Source organism: Nonomuraea sp. NPDC049129, assembly GCF_040648495.1.
Taxonomy (GTDB): Bacteria; Actinomycetota; Actinomycetes; order Streptosporangiales; family Streptosporangiaceae; genus Nonomuraea.
Genome location: NZ_JBEZDU010000001.1, coordinates 793,144 through 808,827 on the forward strand (window position 1 = coordinate 793,144; position 15,684 = coordinate 808,827).

The following is a 15,684-nucleotide window of genomic DNA, read 5'->3' on the forward strand; positions in this document are numbered from 1 at the left end:
ATCAGGCCGGAAAAGAGGTCGGGCCGGGTCGTTCGATGAGCATCAGGTGGGCTTAGCCCTGTCCGCGGACCGGTGGCGCCCTGAGCGCGCACCACCCACCCTACGCCGTGACAGCGAGCCCGGCTCAGGTCAGATCGAGGACGAGCCCGGCGACGACATCCGGCTGGGCCAGGAAGGGGTGATGCCCCGTGGCCACCTCGACCACGCGCGTGGCCCGCTTGGCCTGGGCGCGCTGCGACGCCGGAGGAGTGCCGTTGTCCTGCGCGCACACGACGTAGGTGGACGGGATCTGTTTCCAAGCCGCGGCCTGGACCGGGGCGGTGATGACGGCAGTGCTCTGCCGTACCAAGCGCGCGTGCGCCTGCTCCACCGTCTCCTGGTCGCAGTCTTGCAGGAAAGTCTGCGTGGCGAGCTCGGCGCGCACGCTGAAGGTGCCGTCAGGGCCGAAGTCCAGGTACGGCGCGGGCGTCCCGTCGCCGAACGATGCCAGGCTCTCGCCCACCTCCGGGAGGAAACTTGCGATGTACACCAGATGGCGCACCTGGGGCAGCCCTATCGCCGCGGCGCTCGCCACAACACCGCCATAACTGTGGCTGACCACGATCGTCGGCTGCTTGTCCGCCGCCAGCCATTCGCGCACGGCCGCCACGTCGTCCTCCAGGGTCGGCCCTTTCCCGCTGGGCGCGCGCCCCGTCTCCCCGCAACTCGGCAGCGGCGGAGCGGAACTCGGAACGCCGCGCGCCTCCAGCTCGCCGGCGGCCCGGTGCCACCACCATGTCCCGTCGCGTACACACGCCCCGTGGACGAACACCACCCGCACCATGACCTCCCGGATCTTCCCTGTCGGTTGGGCACGATAATATGCGTAACGCGCATTACGTCAAAGGAAGGTCATGGGACGCAAGCCACAGCCCGACATCAGAAGGTCGCTCCTCGACGCCTGCACCGACCACGTGCTGGCTCGCGGCTTGCCCACCAGCCTGACCCCGCTCGCCGAAGCCGCCGGCACCACGGCGCGCATGCTGATCTACCACTTCGGCACTCGCGAACGGCTCCTACGTGAAGTGCTCGACGAGGCCCGGCGACGGCAGCTCGGCTTCTTCGGAAAAGCGCTCGCACCAAGGGACGAACCGTACGAGGAGACCCTCGCCCGAGCCTGGCGGGTGCTGACCGGCCCTGAGGGCGCGCCCTACCTGCGCCTGTTCGGCGCCGTCCACAACACGCCCGACGGGCAGGCCCTGTGGCCCGACTTCCGCAGAGCCGCAACCACCGACTGGCTCGCGGTCCTGGAACAAGGGCTGCGCGCCCACCATGGCGCGGCGGCACCCGCACTGGCCACCGTCGCGCTCGCCGTTGTCCGCGGGCTCCTCATGGACACCGACGCCACCGGCGACACCGCCCGCACCGATGCGGCCTTCACCGCCTTCCTCGACCTGCTCCGCGCGCGGTGAGACTCGCGGGCCGCCGAATTGGCCTGAGTCGCTGCTGTTTCGCCGAAAGCAGCGGTCACATCCGGCCGAACCGTACTCAATGGTTTCTTCATGATTTTCAAGAAACCCTACAGACGGAGGGCCGAACCCGGGCGTAGCTTCGAAGCAAACTCCATCACCCAAGCCGAGGTGGCCCGTGACAAGTCACAGCACAATCATGGAAGCGCGAATGTCGCTCGCTATCCGGCTCAAGGATTTACGCACCGCCCACACCGCGGACGGTCGGCGAATGACCGGCGACCGCCTGGCCGAGGCCATGGGGTGGCGCGGACGCAAGTCCCGCATCTCCAAAATCGAGAACGGCCAGCAGGTCCCGAGCGACGACGATATCCGCGCCTGGGCCACCGCCTGCGGAGCCGAACACGAAATACCCGACCTGCTCGCCGCCGCCCGCCATATCGACACGCTCTACACCGAATGGCGGCGCCTGGAGCGGAATGGACTGGGCCAGGTCCAGGAGGCGTTCATCCCGCTGTACGAGCGCACCACCCGATTACGCGTGTGGCAGCACTCCACCGTGCCCGGCCTGCTGCAGACCGAGGCGTACGCCCGCGCCCACCTGTCCACGATCATCTCCTTCCGCGGCATAACCGATGACCTGGACCGAGCCGTGGCGGCGCGCATGGCGCAGCAGCAGTCGCTCGGGGGTGTACGGCGCTTCGTGTTCGTACTCGGCGAGCAGACGCTGCGCACCCCCATGGTGAACCCCGCCGGGATGAACGCCCAGCTCGACCGGCTGGCCACCTACACCCGGGACAATCCCTACGTCAGCCTCGGCATCCTCCCGTACAGCCGCAAACCGCCCGTCATGCCGCCGGAGAACTTCTGGCTGTACGACGCCACCGAGGTCCGGGTCGACGGTGTCGCCGCGCAGTTCCGGATCAAGAAACCGGACGACGTCGCCGTCTACGAAAAGGCGTTCACCGCACTGGCAGAAGTGGCTGTCTACGGGCCGCTCGCGCTGTCTTGTATCGACGCGGCTCGCCCAGATCTTTAAGAAACTTTTCGAAACTTACTTGAGCGGCCACAACGCTGATTCGTACCTTCGAGGCGGACCACTTCGCGGCGGCCGGAAGGCTCCGGACTTCCAAACCCCGGCCGCCGCAAGCAAGCACCACCTCCGTGAGGAAGTCGCTGTGTCCCCCACCGCCTCACCTGCGGACACCTCCGCACACCGGCCCGCATTACCGGCGAACATCTCCGCACGTCCGATCGCGTCACCCGCGGACACCACCGCACGTCCGATCGCGCTATCTGCGGACATCACCACGCACCCATCCGCATTACCCGCAGGCACCTCCACATATCCCATCGCGGTACCCGCGGACGCCACCGCACACCCATCCGCGCTACCCGCGGACAATCTCCGCGTGTCCCCCCATAGCTGGAGCACGGCAATGATCCCCCTGCTGGACCCGCCAGCCCTGACCCACCCGTGCGACCTCATCAACCAGGGCCCGCTCGATCAGCCGATCGGGCGAGTCGTACGCGACGACGGCACCGACGACCTGGCCGGGGCAGCGCTCCGCCCCGCGACCGAGCGAGCCGCCGCCGCCGCACAAACCATGCGCACCCCCGCTCTCCCGCTCGACGCCGAACTGCGGATCTCAGACGGCAGACGCGGCCAGTGGTACTCGGGCTGCGCCGACGTCTCCGGAAATGGAGGATTACGATGACCCGGCAGCAATGGGAAGACCTCCCGGCGAGCGTGCGCGAAACGGTAGAACTCGAATGCGGCGGCCCGGTCATCAAGGCGGAGCCCGCCGGCGAAGGCACCATGCCCGGCATCTCGGCCCGGTTACAGACCGAGAATCACAGCGTGTTCATCAAGGCCGTCGAGGCATCCGGGCCCGCTGCCAAGGCACACCGTACGGAGTCCTGGACGGCGAACGTGCTGCCCGACGAGGCTCCCGCACCGCACCTGCTGTGGCGAGGGCAGCAGGATGGGTGGCTGGTGGCCGTGTTCGAGTACATCAACGACAACAGCCGCCACGTCGACCTGACACCCGGCTCCCCCGACCTGCCCGCCGTCCTGGACACGGTGTCCCTGCTCGGCGCCCTGCTCACACCCTGTCCCCGGGGAGCGGCGCCGGTCATCGACAACATCCTGCCGCTCCTGGCCAAGCACTCCCACCTGCGCGACAAGGGCATCCCGGCGGACCGTGACCTGTACGACACCGCGATCGAACGCTTCGAACCGCGCGACCTCCGCGGCAACACGCTGCTCCACTACGACCTCGGCTCGAACAACATGCTCATCTCACAGGGCCGTGTGTACGCGATCGACTGGTCATTCTCCGCTCGGGGCGCGGCCTGGATCGACGCGGCCATGCTCGCTCCCCACCTCGTCGAAGCCGGACACACCCCAGCGGAGGTGGACGAACTGCTGTCCCGCGTACCGTCGTGGTCGTCCGCACCCCCGGACGCGGTGATCGGACTGGCCGCACTGTGGACGCGCTTCCGCACCTACAAGGCTCGGTACGGGCCGGAGGAGAGGCGCGAGTTCCGGGCCAGGATGGCGGGCGCGGGGAGGACGTGGCTCGCGTACCGGCAATCACTGTGACGCGCCGATCCACTGACCTGCCGGGCGACCGACGTAGTGATCCACTGCGTGTTGAGCCGTTCACTTGCCAAGCCGCTGAGCTCGTGAGTCACTGACACGCCGAGCCATCACCTGCCGAGGCACCGACGTGCCGAGCCCTGTATGCGGTGAGCTGCAAATGCTCCGGGTACCTGCTAAGCCGTTTTACGTGCTGAGCCAATTTCCCGCCTGAGCCCGCGCCGGAGGCGCCCGCCCAGACAAGGGGCGCTCGCCGGGAGGGGGGCGAGCGCCCTTCGCCTGGGCGGGCGCCTTTGCTTTAGCAGGCGTCATTGCTGTCGCGGCCTCCGCAGACGCACTGCCTCCGCAGACGCACTGCCTTCGTGGACGCACCGCTTCCGCAGACGCACCGCCTCCGCAGACGCACCACTTCCGCAGACGACCGCCTTCATAGACGCACCGCCTTCGTGGACGCGGCGGCCGCCGCCTTCACGCTCGGTACTCGTCCGCGAGATCCGATGCCTAACTTCATTCCGATGCCTTTCACTGCCGCATCCATCAAAAAGCCTCCGTCAACACAGCCATTGATCGGATCGCAGTCAGCTCTCACCCCTCCTTCGTCTCCTTCCTGTCCGGCGCCCCGCAGAACGGCATGCTGGAACGGACCGGTGCCGACTACCGGCCGTAGCCAGTAGTCGGACCGGTAACCGGTAGCCGGTAGCCGGACCGGTAACCGGTAACTGATCCACGGCCGGTGCCGGCTACGGGCCGCGGGCGACCACCGCCAGTTGTCCGTCCTGGTCGATGACCGCCAGGTCGCCCGCGCGGTCGGTGCGGTAGACGCGGGCGCCGAGGCGGTGCAGGAGCGCGATCGTGGACGGAGCGGGATGGCCGTAGTCGTTGTCGGCTCCTACGCTGATCAGCGCCGCGCGAGCGCCTACGGACGCGAAGAAGGCCGGGTCCAGTCGCCGCGAGCCGTGGTGCGGGACCTTGAGTACGTCCGCTCGCGGGGCGAGGCGCCGCAGCAGCGCGTCTTGAGCCTCGGTTTCGATGTCGCCGCTCAGGAGGGCCGAGCCCGCTCGCCAGCGTACGCGCGCCACGACGCTGGAGTTGTTGATCAAGCTGCCTTCCCCCTGCCCCTCGGCGTCACCCTGGGCCGGGTCGGGGGCGAGGATGGTCATCTCGGACGGGCCCAGTTGCCAGCGACTGCCCGAGGAAGGTGTCCATTCGGGAATCCGGTGGCGGGCGAGGATGGTCGCGATGCGGTTGCTCTCCTGCGGGGCGACGCGTTGCGGGCTGACGATGACCGCGCCGACACGCCTGTTCCTGAGTACGCCGGGGAGGCCGTCCACGTGGTCTGCGTGCGGGTGGGTGAGGAGTAGCAGGGGTACGTCGCGTACGTCCAGCCTGCGCAGGCAGCGGTCCATGACGACGGGGTCCGGGCCGGTGTCGACGACGATGCCACGACCGGGACCGGCCGCCAGCACCATGCCGTCGCCCTGACCGACGTCGCAGACGACCATGAGCCAGTTCGGGGGCGGCCAGAGCTTGGCCATGGGGCGGACCACGAGCCCGACCACGAGAGCCGCGGCGGCCATCGTGAGGGCCGCCGTTCTCCAGGTACGGCGTCTGAGCACGAGGATCATCACAGCCACGGCGACCATCAGAAGCCCGAGTCCCGGAAGACCGCCCGGCCATGGGAGCGTGGCGAGTGGCATGCTCACGGCCCACTGGGCGACCAGGATGATCCAGCCCACGGCGTACCCTGCCGGGATGACCAGCCACTGAGCTGCCTGCGGCCAGAGGGGAGCCACCAACGCGGCGACGAACCCGAGGATGGTCGCCGGCGCCACTGCCGGGCCCGCCAGGAGGTTGGCGGGTATGGCCACCAGGGTCAGTTGGCCGGACATCAGCACGAGAACCGGTGTCACAGCGGCCTGCGCCGCAGCGGACACGGCCACCGCCTCCGCCGCCCACCGAGGCAGCCGCAGACGGCGCCGACCTCGTCCTGGCGATGAGCGAATCGGGGCAGAGTGCGGCTCCTGGGACTCGAGGACGACATCAGGTGTGTCGGCGTCGTCGCTGTGAGGTGCCGAGTCGGAGGTGAAGGCACCAAACGCTGCCGAGTCAGCGGCCGAGTCAGCGGCTGAATTAGACGCGACGCCATCGCGAAGCACCGAATCGGACCCGATGGCCTCACAGCCCGCTGAATCGGACGTGGCCGCGCCACCAACGACCCAATCGGACCCGACCACACCACGACCCGCCGAACCCGACCCGCCGGCACCACGGCCCGCTGGATCGGACGCGACGGCGCCGTATGGTGCCGAGTCGCGGAGCCGGCTGGCAGCGTCGGCCCAGGTGGGAGTGGGGTTCTCGGCAGCGGAGTCGTCGTGGGTGTCAGCGTGGGCGGGGGTTTCTTCCGGGTCGGGGCCAGTGAGGTGGGCTCGCCAGCGGGGAGCCAGGAGGAGGATGCCGGCGGTCGCGAAGACGGACAGGGCGAAGCCGTACGAACGAGCCAGTTCGGGGTCGAACAGGATGAGCAGCAGGATCGACGCGGACAGGGCCGCCACGCCGTCCTTGGTCCGGCCGGTGCCCAGGGCTATGGCGGCGGTCATACCCATGAGCAGGGCTCGCAGGACGCTGGGCGAGGGTCTGGCCACCACGGCGAAGGCGATCATCGCGAGGGCGGCGAGGACGGCTCTCAGGGCGAGCGGGAAGCCGGCCAGGCGAGAGAGGGCCAGGACGGCACTGGCCACGACTGCAAGGTTCGCGCCACTTACCGCGTTCAGGTGGCTCAGGCCTGCTTCGTTGAGGTCGGCGGTGAGTTGTGGGTCCATGCGGGAGACGTCGCCCACGACCAAGCCTGGGAGGAGGCCGCGCTGGTCTGCCGGGAGTACGTCTGCGGCCGTCCGTAGACCTGCCCTGAGGGTGCCTGCCGCGGCCTGGATCCACGACGGGGACGTGAGGACGCGTGGTGACCCTCGTACGAGGAGGACGGCGCCGATCAGGTCACCTGGGGTTGCCGGTGCCAGGCGAGCGGTTACTTCCAGGCTCTGGCTCGGGAGGAGGCTGCTCCACTCGGGGCCCTGGGCGAAGACGACGACAGGGGTGTTCACCGCGATTGCTCTGCCGGCCGCACCCCGCCGAAGCGGCGATCCAAGGCTGGCTGGGGTTTGGAGGACGGTCAGGGTGGCGGGGACGACGATGCGGTCCTGGGTGAAGCGGCCGCCTCGGTGGCGTCTGATCTTCGGATCGTCGGTAAGAGTGATCTGGGCGGTGACCTGCGCTCCGCGGGTTGCCAGGTCAGCCACCGGGCCTGTGCTCACGGCGTGAACGCGCAGGGCCACTGAGGCTGAGGTCGCGGCGACGCAGATAAGAGTCGCGATGGCCACGTTGCGCCACAACCGCCGGACAGCCCCCTGAACAACCGCTCTCGAGGAAGTGCGACCGGACACGATCCCAGTGACTGAGCCCGCTTGGAGAACGCGGGAACGCCTGGGGAGGGTCACGAGTGCGGACACGGTGGCTACGGCGGAGACCATCAGGCTCGTGGTCGGCGAGAAGTTCAGGACGGTCAGGAGCACGGCCACGATGGCCGCAGCGGAGACGATCAAGCTTGTGGTCGGGGAGAAGTTCAGGAGGGTGAGGGTGGCGGCCCAGGTGGCGAGGGCGGGCAGGGCCAGGGACCAGGAGTGAGATGGGGAGGGGAGGCTGTGGGACATGTCAGACGCGGACCTTTCCCTTGATCTCCTCGTATTTCTTCGCGCCGATGCCGCTGACCTCGCGCAACTGGTCGACGCTGGTGAAGCCGCCGTGTGCGGTACGGAAGTCGGCGATGCGGGCCGCCAGGACCTCGCCCACGCCGGGGAGTTGTTCGAGTTGGTCGGGAGTGGCCGAATTGAGGTCGAGGGTCGTGGTGGCGGGGTCGGCTGAGGCGAGGCCGGGTGCGAAGCCTGATGGGGCACCTACGACGATCTGTTCGCCGTCCACCAGGCGTCGGGCCAGGTTGACCGAGGACATGGCGGTGCTGCGGACGGGACCTCCTGCGGCCGTCACCGCGTCGGCCACCCTGGCGCCCATGGCGAGGGTGTAGAGGCCCGGCTTGCGGACCTTGCCGGTGATGTGGACGGTCACCTTGGCCGTTGGAGATGGGGTGGCGGGTCCCGGCGGGCTGGGGGGTGGGGCGGGGAGGGGTTCTGGGGTGGGTTGGGAGCGCCACGCGATCACGCCCGCCACCACCGCGGTCAGGACGGCCAGGGCTATCAGGATGCGCAGGCCCGGCCTGCCGGGGTCGAGCGAGGCGGGCGGCTTGGTGGTGACGGCCTGGCGAAAGGCCTCGAACGAGGGCGGGATCGGGGCCGTCATTCGGCTCGGCCTCTGAGTCGGCTCGTGAGAGACCGCCGCTCGGCCAGACCTTTGAGTCGGCTCGTGCGGGGTGGAAGCGCGGCCTGACCGCACGGGCGTCCCATGTGAGGCTCGGTCCGGCCTCACGGGCGTCTCATGCCGGGCTGGGCCTGGTCTCACGGCCGCTTCGCGCAGGGCTGGGCCTGGCCGGACGAGCCCTTCGTGCAGGGCGCGGCCGGGCTGCGGAGTCGGGTCGTGCGGGTGTTGGAGTGCGCCGCCGGGCAGACTGGGGTTGGTGAGCGACCGTAGGCGGGACTCGGCGATGGTCCGCTCGGCTGTCGCATCGTGGTTGCGCACGCCAGCGAACGTACGAGAACGGCAGGGGCCCGCAGGCCGGTGAACGAGGTTCTGGGGACAACCGAGCCACGATCAGCCGGCCCTGTGGACGAGACAGGTTGTCCACGGCGGAAACGGTGTCAGGCCCGATCCTGCCCGGCTTGCCATACCTGAAGCTGGTCTCGCCCAGCAGGAGGTGCCACAGTGACGGGAGTGCGGCGTGGGTGTCGGCATGGCTCCGCGTGCCCGACGTCTCTTACAGGCTGCATCTCCCGGCGGCGAGTGCCGTGATCGCGCACTCGGCCGCGTGCCGTGCCGCGAGCGCGGAAGGGAAGGGCCCGCGACCGTGGGAGGCGCGGCCGGCCGGCCCGCTCGTGATACGCCACTGCCAGGCGGTGTGTGCGGCAGGAGGCGAGGCCGCAGCGCGTTAGTCGGCCGAGGTGACCGTCAGTCCCAGCATCCCGGGACCCACATGAACCCCGATAACCGCTCCCACCTCCACCACCCGCATCTCCACCGCCCCAGGCAGGCGCTTAACCAGTCGTTCGGCCAGCCCTTCCGCCCGCCCCAGCGCCCCAAGGTGCTGTACGGCGACCCGTACCTCCGCCTTGCCCGCCGCGGCCGCCACCGCCAGGTCCTCCAGCCGGGCGATGGCCCTGGTCGCGGTCCGTACCTTCTCCAGCAGCGAGACCCGCCCATCCACCAGGTGCAGCAACGGCTTGATCAGCAGTGCCGAGCCCACCAGCGAGGCCGCCGTCCCGACTCGGCCGCCTCGCCGCAGGTACTCCAGCGTGTCGGCGTAGAAGTACGTCCGGGTCCGTAAGGCGCACCGCCGGGCCGCCGTCGCCACGTCCGCCGGCGATCCCCCGTCCGCGGCCGTACGGGCGGCGGCGAGCACCGGGTAGCCGAGGCCCATGGCGATCGAGCGGCTGTCGATGACCTCCACCGGTACCGGGGACTCCTTGGCGGCCAGCAGGGCGGCGGAGGCTGTGCCGGAAAAATCGCCGGAAAGGTGTATTGAGACCACGGCCGAAGCGCCGCCGGCCGCCAGCGATGAGTAGCACGCGGCGAAGCGCGCGGGTGCGGGTCTGGACGTGGTCGCCGACGACAGGTCACCGGTGAAGGAGTCCTCGTCGTACGAAAGACCGCCGGAAGTCACCTGTACGGGTACGACAGCGACACCAGACACCGGAGGCAGGTAGGCGGTTGAATCCGTGACCACGAACACCGATGGCGGCATAGTCCGAGATCAACTACTGGACCGGAGTGCCACCCCGCCAGACCCGGCGCGGCTTGAGACCGAAGGACCAGGCGAAGGCGCCCTCGTGGTCGGCGTCCCACTGGACGATGTCGGCGAGGCGACCGGGAGCCAGCACGCCGCGGTCGGGCGCGCCCAGCACGGTGGCGCCGCCGAGCGTGGCCGCCCGCAGCGCGTCGTTGACGCTCATCCCGAACGCCGACACCGCCATCGCGATGACCAGGGACATCGAGGTGATGCCGCAGTAGCCGGGGTTGTGGTCGCTGCCGAGCGCGATCTGCACACCGTGCTTGATCATCTGACGGACCGGCGGCAGGTGGCCGCGCTGAAGCGCCGTCGCGGGGCAGACCACGGCGGGCACGCCGTAGCGGGACATGATCGCGATGTCCTCTTCGGACATGTGGTGCAGCCCGTCGGCGGAGGCGCAGCCGAGCTCGGCGGCCAGCTGAACGGCGCCGCGGCGGCTGTAGAGACCGGCGTGGATACGCGGCAGCAGGCCGACGTTGCGGCCCGAGGCGAGCACCCAGCGGGACTCCTCGGTGGTGAAGTGGCCCTCGTCGCAGTAGACGTCCACGCTGTCAGCGCCGGCGGCGGCCGCGTCGGCGCACCAGGCGCCCACGGCCTCGACGTATTCGCGCTGCCGGCCGAAGTATTCCGGCGGCACCACCTGCGCCGCGAGGAAGGTGACGTGCACCCGCGGCATCATCGGCTCCTTCTCCAGCTCGCGCAGGAGCCGCACGTCGGCGAGCTCGCCGTCGCGGGTGAGGTGGTAGCCGGTCTTGGCCTCGACGGTCGTGGTGCCGCTGAGCAGCCAGCCGCGCAGCCGCTCGCGGACGCCGTTGCACAGGGTCCACGGGTCGGTGCCGCGGGTCACGGTGACGGTCGAGCCCACGCCGCCACCCGCCGCGGTGATCGCCGAGGAGGTGGAGCCGCCGGTGCGGATCGCCAGCTCGGCGTAGCGGTTGCCCGCGTAGACGGGGTGGGTGTGCGCGTCGATGAGGCCGGGCGTGACGAGCGCCCCGCCCAGGTTTTCGACGTGGTCCACGTCGACGATGTCGTCGACAACGCCGGGCACGCTCTGCGGCAGGTCGGGCGCTCGCCCGACCCACGCGATCCGGTCGTTGTGCACAAGGATGGCCGCGTTGCTGAGGACCTCGTTGCCGGTCCAGAGGCGGCCGATGTTGGTCAGGAGCCGAACGGTCACCGCATCACCGCCCCGCGGGATCCCCCAGCTGAGCACAGTGCACAGCAGCGCACGGCTGCCGCCGCGCCCACTGAGTCGGCTCCGGGTCCGGACGACATGGGGGGTCTCCTGATCTCATCCGCTTATGGCTGTGCGGTGACCGTATCGCCAGACTCATGATCCGGCGATTTCAGTTCAGTTACGTTATTTCACAGCTGGGCTTGCTGTACAGGGTTATTCGGAAAGAAGCCCACTCATCCCAACCGCCACTCAGCCCCATCGATCCCCTGTGGCCCCCGCACGCGACCTGACTCGCAGCAGCGATCATCTGAAACCCGTGCCATTAGTGTCGTAAGACTCGGCTTATCCTAGCAATCCCAGCGTTCAGGGACCACTGCCGCCTTTGGGCAGCTCCGCAGTGATTTTGGGGGTTCTGGCCCCCCACAACCACCAAGAGCTGCCCGATACGACCGCTAGGAGACGCGTTCGACCGGCTTGCCGGCCCGCTCGAGCTCCTGGAACAGGCTCGGGAGCACGCGCGCGTGCAGGACCGTGCCCTCCGCGACGTGGTCCACCGAGAGCACCTCGCCCTCCTTGTGGGCCCGCGAGATCAGGTCACCCCTGTCATACGGCACGAGCAGCACGACCTCGTGGTCGAGCCTGGGCAGCTCACGCTCGATGAGTGCCATCAGCTCGGCGATGCCGGCACCGGTGCGCGCCGAGACCACGATGCTGTCGCGCTCGCGCCTGGCGATGCGGTCCAGCACCTCCTGGTCGGCGGCGTCGGCCTTGTTGATCACCACGATCTCGGGAATGTCCAAGGCGCCCTCGATGTCCGCGAAGACCTCGCGTACGGCGGCGAGCTGGCCTTCGGGGTCGGGGTGAGCGCCGTCGACCACGTGCAGGATGAGGTCGGCGTCGGCCACCTCCTCCAGCGTGGAGCGGAACGCCTCGACCAGCTGGTGCGGCAGGTGGCGGACGAAGCCGACCGTGTCGGCGATCGTGAACAGCCTGCCGTCGGGCGTGTGCGCCCGGCGTACGGTCGGGTCCAAGGTGGCGAACAGGGCGTCCTCCACCAGGACACCCGCGCCGGTGACGCGGTTGAGCAGCGAGGACTTGCCGGCGTTGGTGTAACCCGCGATCGCGACGGCCGGGACCTCCCGGCGACTGCGCCGGTGGCGCATGGTGTCGCGCGAGGTGGACATGCCGCTGATCTGGCGACGCAGCTTGGCCATGCGCTCGCGGATGCGGCGCCGGTCGAGCTCGATCTTGGTCTCACCGGGGCCACGGCCGCCGATGCCGACGCCGCCCGCGGCGCGTCCGCCGACCTGCCGGGACAGGTTGCCACCCCAGCCACGCAGGCGGGGCAGCAGGTAGCTGAGCTGGGCCAGTTCGACCTGAGCCTTGCCCTCACGGCTCTTGGCGTGCTGCGCGAAGATGTCGAGGATCAGCGCGGTGCGGTCGATGACCTTCACCTTGACCGTCTCCTCCAGCTGGCGGAGCTGGCCAGGGGCCAGTTCGCCGTCGCAGATCACAGTGTCGGCGCCGGTCGACTCGACCACGTCGCGAAGCTCGAGCGCCTTGCCCGATCCGATGTACGTGGCGGGGTCGGGCTTCTGACGGCGCTGGATGAGGCCCTCGAGGACCTCCGAACCGGCCGTTTCGGCCAGGAGCTTCAGCTCAAGAAGGGAGTTTTCAGCGTCCTCCGCCGTGCCTGAGGTCCAGACGCCGACCAGGACGACCCGCTCGAGCCGCAGCTGCCGGTATTCGACCTCGGAGACATCCTGGAGTTCGGTGGAGAGGCCCGCCACGCGGCGTAGCGCCTGGCGCTCCTCAAGATCCATCTCGCCGGTCTCGAACTCGTCAAGCGCGGAGTAGTCGTGCATTCGTGTCATCTCTAATAGGCAACGTCTGAACACCGGAGTGTCTTCCCCGATGGTGACATGACATCCCTCATGCCATCACCTGGTTATCCCGGCAACACGCTGATGTCTCCCGAGCCCGTGGTCAGCGACACCTTGTGCGGAGAGGCCGCGTCCTTGTCGACCGACACCTGCACGTCGCCCGATCCGACCTGGGTCTTCACATCATAGGCACCGGCCGGAACCCGCAGGGTGGCGTCGCCGGAGCCGCTCTTCAGCTCGACGCTGTCGGGCACGACGGCGAACTTCAGGTCTATGCTGCCGGAGCCGGCCTCGGCGAAGATCTTCTTGGTCCCGAGACCGCTGGCGTCCACGTCCCCCGAGCCGGCGTTGGCCTCGATCTGCCCGGTCAGCTGCCTCATGGCGATGTCGCCCGAACCCGCGTCGGCGTCGACCTGAAGACCCTTGGGGACCTCGATCTTGTAGTCGACGCTGCAGCTGTCCCAGCCCTTGGGGCAGCTGTAGAACACCGAGAGCGTGTCGCCGTCGACCTTGTGCTCGGCCTTCGGCTTGTCGTTACGCCAATGGAGGGTCTCGGTGACCCGCACGGCGGTGCCGTCGTACTCGGTGAGCACGGTGTCGCCGGAGCCGCTCTTGAGCTGCAGCTTGGCGACCTTGTCCGTGACCTGGTACGTGACGGTGTCCTGGTTGGTCGGGCCGGCCAGGTCCTTCAGCCCGCAGCCCGTCAGCAGTAATGCCGAGGCGAGGAGGCCACCCGCGATCACGATCGTCTTCATGAGACAGATCCTCGCGTCCACAGGGGATGCCGTACATCGGGGTTTCCCCCTGACCCTCCCCCAGGGGACCCCCACCTTGAACCGGGGACCGCCCATGAAGTAGCTTCACTTCCATAATCCAGAACCAATTTTCCACATCATGGAAGAAGGGGCGTATGGAGATCACCGGCCCGATGCTCGACCGCTTCGACGAGGTCCTCACGCCGGAGGCGCTCGCCTTCGTGGAGAGCCTGCAGCGGGAGTTCGACGCGACCCGCCAGGAGCTGCTGGAAGCCCGGCGTGTACGGCAGGCGGAGCTGTCGGCGGGCGGCCGGCTCGACTTCCTGCCGGAGACCAAGGAGGTCAGGGAGAGCGACTGGAGCGTCGCGCCGCCGGCCCCGGGGCTGGAGGACCGCCGGGTCGAGATCACCGGCCCGGTCGACCGCAAGATGACGATCAACGCGCTCAACTCGGGGGCCAAGGTCTGGCTCGCCGACTTCGAGGACGCCAACTCCCCGCTCTGGGCCAACTGCGTCAGCGGCCACCTCAACCTGCGCGCCGCGCTCGACCGGACGATCGACTTCGAGACCGGTGGCAAGACGTACGCGCTCAAACCCGACGCCGAGCTGGCCACGATCGTGGTCCGGCCGCGCGGCTGGCACCTGGACGAGAAGCACGCCCTGGTGGACGGGCGGCCGGTGTCGGCCTCACTGTTCGACTTCGGGCTCTACTTCTTCCACTGCGCCCAGCGGCAGCTGGACAAGGGGCGCGGCCCGTACTTCTACCTGCCGAAGATGGAGTCGCACCTGGAGGCGCGGCTCTGGAACCAGGTGTTCGTCCGCGCCCAGGACCTGCTGGGCATCCCCCAGGGAACGATCAGGGCGACCGTGCTGATCGAGACGTACCCGGCGGCGTTCGAGATGGAGGAGATCCTCTACGAGCTGCGCGACCACTCGGCCGGGCTCAACGCGGGCCGCTGGGACTACCTGTTCAGCGTGATCAAGAAGTTCCGGACCCGGGGCCGGGAGTTCCTGCTGCCCGAGCGCAACGCGGTCACCATGACCGCGCCGTTCATGCGCGCGTACACCGAGCTGCTCGTCCGGACCTGCCACAAGCGGGGCGCGCACGCGATCGGGGGGATGGCGGCGTTCATCCCCTCGCGGCGCGACGCCGAGGTCAACGCGACGGCTCTGGAGAAGGTGCGGGCCGACAAGACGCGCGAGTCGGGCGACGGCTTCGACGGCTCCTGGGTCGCGCACCCCGACCTGGTGCCGATCTGCCGCGAGGTGTTCGACGGCGTGCTGGGCTCGCGGCCCAACCAGCTCGACCGGACGCGCGAGGAGGTCTCGGTCTCGGCCGCCGATCTGCTGGCGGTCTCCGAGACGCCGGGTGACATCACCGAGGCCGGGCTGCGCGCCAACGTGGACGTGGCGCTGCGCTACCTGGCCGCCTGGATGGGCGGGCTCGGCGCGGTGGCGATCCACAACCTCATGGAGGACGCGGCCACGGCGGAGATCTCCCGCTCGCAGATCTGGCAGTGGATCCACAACGACATCACGCTCGCCGACACGGGCGCGACGGTGACGAAGGAGCTGGTCGAGCGGATCATCGCGGAGGAGCTGGCGAAGATCGCGGCCGAGCCGGGCTACGACGAGCTGCTGTACGCGCAGGCCACGGCGCTGTTCAAGGAGGTCGCGCTGGACGACGACTTCGCCGAGTTCCTGACGCTTCCCGCGTATGCCCGCATGCCGTAATCACGAAATTTCCGTATATATCCGGCGGGTCAGCGCCGGATATATACGGAAAGGTAGTGCGATTGACCGGGTATGACCAAGGATGGCGGAGAGCCGGGTATGACCGAGGGTGACCGAGAGCCCGGTAGGACCAAGGATG

The 15,684-nt window shown here is 69.0% G+C and carries 13 protein-coding genes; 6 read left to right on the top strand and 7 right to left on the bottom strand.

All coding sequences use genetic code 11. The features are described from left to right. Nucleotides 1-124: 124 nt before the first annotated feature. Nucleotides 125-823: an alpha/beta hydrolase gene (locus AB0B64_RS03475; protein ID WP_358174337.1), complete on the bottom strand. Its 699-nt coding sequence runs from the start codon at nucleotides 821-823 to the stop codon at nucleotides 125-127. Between the two features lie 70 nt (nucleotides 824-893). On the opposite strand from AB0B64_RS03475, the gene AB0B64_RS03480 reads away from it, so the two are divergent. The 4 genes from AB0B64_RS03480 (at nucleotide 894) to AB0B64_RS03495 (ending at nucleotide 4,053) form a co-directional block, all read left to right on the top strand. Next, nucleotides 894-1,451, top strand: coding sequence for a TetR/AcrR family transcriptional regulator (locus AB0B64_RS03480; RefSeq protein ID WP_357947156.1), 558 nt, complete (start codon nucleotides 894-896; stop codon nucleotides 1,449-1,451). A gap of 208 nt (nucleotides 1,452-1,659) precedes the next feature. After that, the gene (locus AB0B64_RS03485; protein WP_357947153.1) at nucleotides 1,660-2,487 is read left to right on the top strand and encodes a helix-turn-helix transcriptional regulator; all 828 of its coding nucleotides are present in this window, start codon (nucleotides 1,660-1,662) and stop codon (nucleotides 2,485-2,487) included. A gap of 400 nt (nucleotides 2,488-2,887) precedes the next feature. Next, a complete protein-coding gene (locus AB0B64_RS03490; protein WP_358174340.1) occupies nucleotides 2,888-3,166 on the top strand; it encodes a hypothetical protein in 279 nt (92 codons plus the stop codon). Next, the gene (locus AB0B64_RS03495; protein ID WP_357947147.1) at nucleotides 3,163-4,053 is read left to right on the top strand and encodes a hypothetical protein; all 891 of its coding nucleotides are present in this window, start codon (nucleotides 3,163-3,165) and stop codon (nucleotides 4,051-4,053) included. Before AB0B64_RS03490 ends, AB0B64_RS03495 begins: the two co-directional genes overlap by 4 nt. Nucleotides 4,054-4,790: 737 nt before the next feature. On the opposite strand, the gene AB0B64_RS03500 is transcribed toward AB0B64_RS03495, so the two are convergent. Further along, a complete protein-coding gene (locus AB0B64_RS03500; protein ID WP_358174343.1) occupies nucleotides 4,791-7,343 on the bottom strand; it encodes a ComEC/Rec2 family competence protein in 2,553 nt (850 codons plus the stop codon). Nucleotides 7,344-7,554: 211 nt separating this feature from the next. On the opposite strand from AB0B64_RS03500, the gene AB0B64_RS03505 reads away from it, so the two are divergent. Further along, entirely contained in the window at nucleotides 7,555-7,728 is a 174-nt protein-coding gene (locus AB0B64_RS03505) for a hypothetical protein (protein WP_357947141.1), read from the top strand. Between the two features lie 27 nt (nucleotides 7,729-7,755). On the opposite strand, the gene AB0B64_RS03510 is transcribed toward AB0B64_RS03505, so the two are convergent. The 5 genes from AB0B64_RS03510 to AB0B64_RS03530 all read right to left on the bottom strand — a co-directional run bounded on the left by AB0B64_RS03510 (nucleotide 7,756) and on the right by AB0B64_RS03530 (nucleotide 13,812). Then, on the bottom strand, nucleotides 7,756-8,397 hold the full coding sequence (locus AB0B64_RS03510; RefSeq protein ID WP_357947138.1) for a ComEA family DNA-binding protein: 642 nt from the start codon (nucleotides 8,395-8,397) through the stop codon (nucleotides 7,756-7,758). 742 nt (nucleotides 8,398-9,139) lie between these two features. Next, entirely contained in the window at nucleotides 9,140-9,952 is an 813-nt protein-coding gene (locus AB0B64_RS03515) for a DegV family protein (protein WP_358174346.1), read from the bottom strand. A 13-nt stretch (nucleotides 9,953-9,965) separates the two neighbouring features. Then, entirely contained in the window at nucleotides 9,966-11,174 is a 1,209-nt protein-coding gene (locus AB0B64_RS03520) for an amidohydrolase family protein (protein WP_225290705.1), read from the bottom strand. A gap of 452 nt (nucleotides 11,175-11,626) precedes the next feature. Next, the gene (gene hflX / locus AB0B64_RS03525) at nucleotides 11,627-13,039 is read right to left on the bottom strand and encodes a GTPase HflX (protein ID WP_358174789.1); all 1,413 of its coding nucleotides are present in this window, start codon (nucleotides 13,037-13,039) and stop codon (nucleotides 11,627-11,629) included. A gap of 83 nt (nucleotides 13,040-13,122) precedes the next feature. Continuing rightward, on the bottom strand, nucleotides 13,123-13,812 hold the full coding sequence (locus tag AB0B64_RS03530; protein ID WP_357947133.1) for a DUF4097 family beta strand repeat-containing protein: 690 nt from the start codon (nucleotides 13,810-13,812) through the stop codon (nucleotides 13,123-13,125). Between the two features lie 155 nt (nucleotides 13,813-13,967). Here AB0B64_RS03530 and aceB point away from each other — a divergent pair, with 155 nt between their 5' ends. Next, nucleotides 13,968-15,545, top strand: coding sequence for a malate synthase A (gene aceB / locus AB0B64_RS03535; RefSeq protein ID WP_357947130.1), 1,578 nt, complete (start codon nucleotides 13,968-13,970; stop codon nucleotides 15,543-15,545). Nucleotides 15,546-15,684 lie beyond the last annotated feature (139 nt).

Excerpts from the sequence above, each read along its gene's own strand:
- AB0B64_RS03475 (WP_358174337.1), bottom strand. The coding sequence starts at position 823 with ATGGTGCGGGTGGTGTTCGTCCACGGGGCGTGTGTACGCGACGGGACA.
- AB0B64_RS03480 (WP_357947156.1), top strand. The coding sequence starts at position 894 with ATGGGACGCAAGCCACAGCCCGACATCAGAAGGTCGCTCCTCGACGCC.
- AB0B64_RS03485 (WP_357947153.1), top strand. The coding sequence starts at position 1,660 with ATGTCGCTCGCTATCCGGCTCAAGGATTTACGCACCGCCCACACCGCG.
- AB0B64_RS03490 (WP_358174340.1), top strand. The coding sequence starts at position 2,888 with ATGATCCCCCTGCTGGACCCGCCAGCCCTGACCCACCCGTGCGACCTC.
- AB0B64_RS03495 (WP_357947147.1), top strand. The coding sequence starts at position 3,163 with ATGACCCGGCAGCAATGGGAAGACCTCCCGGCGAGCGTGCGCGAAACG.
- AB0B64_RS03510 (WP_357947138.1), bottom strand. The coding sequence starts at position 8,397 with ATGACGGCCCCGATCCCGCCCTCGTTCGAGGCCTTTCGCCAGGCCGTC.
- AB0B64_RS03515 (WP_358174346.1), bottom strand. The coding sequence starts at position 9,952 with ATGCCGCCATCGGTGTTCGTGGTCACGGATTCAACCGCCTACCTGCCT.
- hflX (WP_358174789.1), bottom strand. The coding sequence starts at position 13,039 with ATGCACGACTACTCCGCGCTTGACGAGTTCGAGACCGGCGAGATGGAT.
- AB0B64_RS03530 (WP_357947133.1), bottom strand. The coding sequence starts at position 13,812 with ATGAAGACGATCGTGATCGCGGGTGGCCTCCTCGCCTCGGCATTACTG.
- aceB (WP_357947130.1), top strand. The coding sequence starts at position 13,968 with ATGGAGATCACCGGCCCGATGCTCGACCGCTTCGACGAGGTCCTCACG.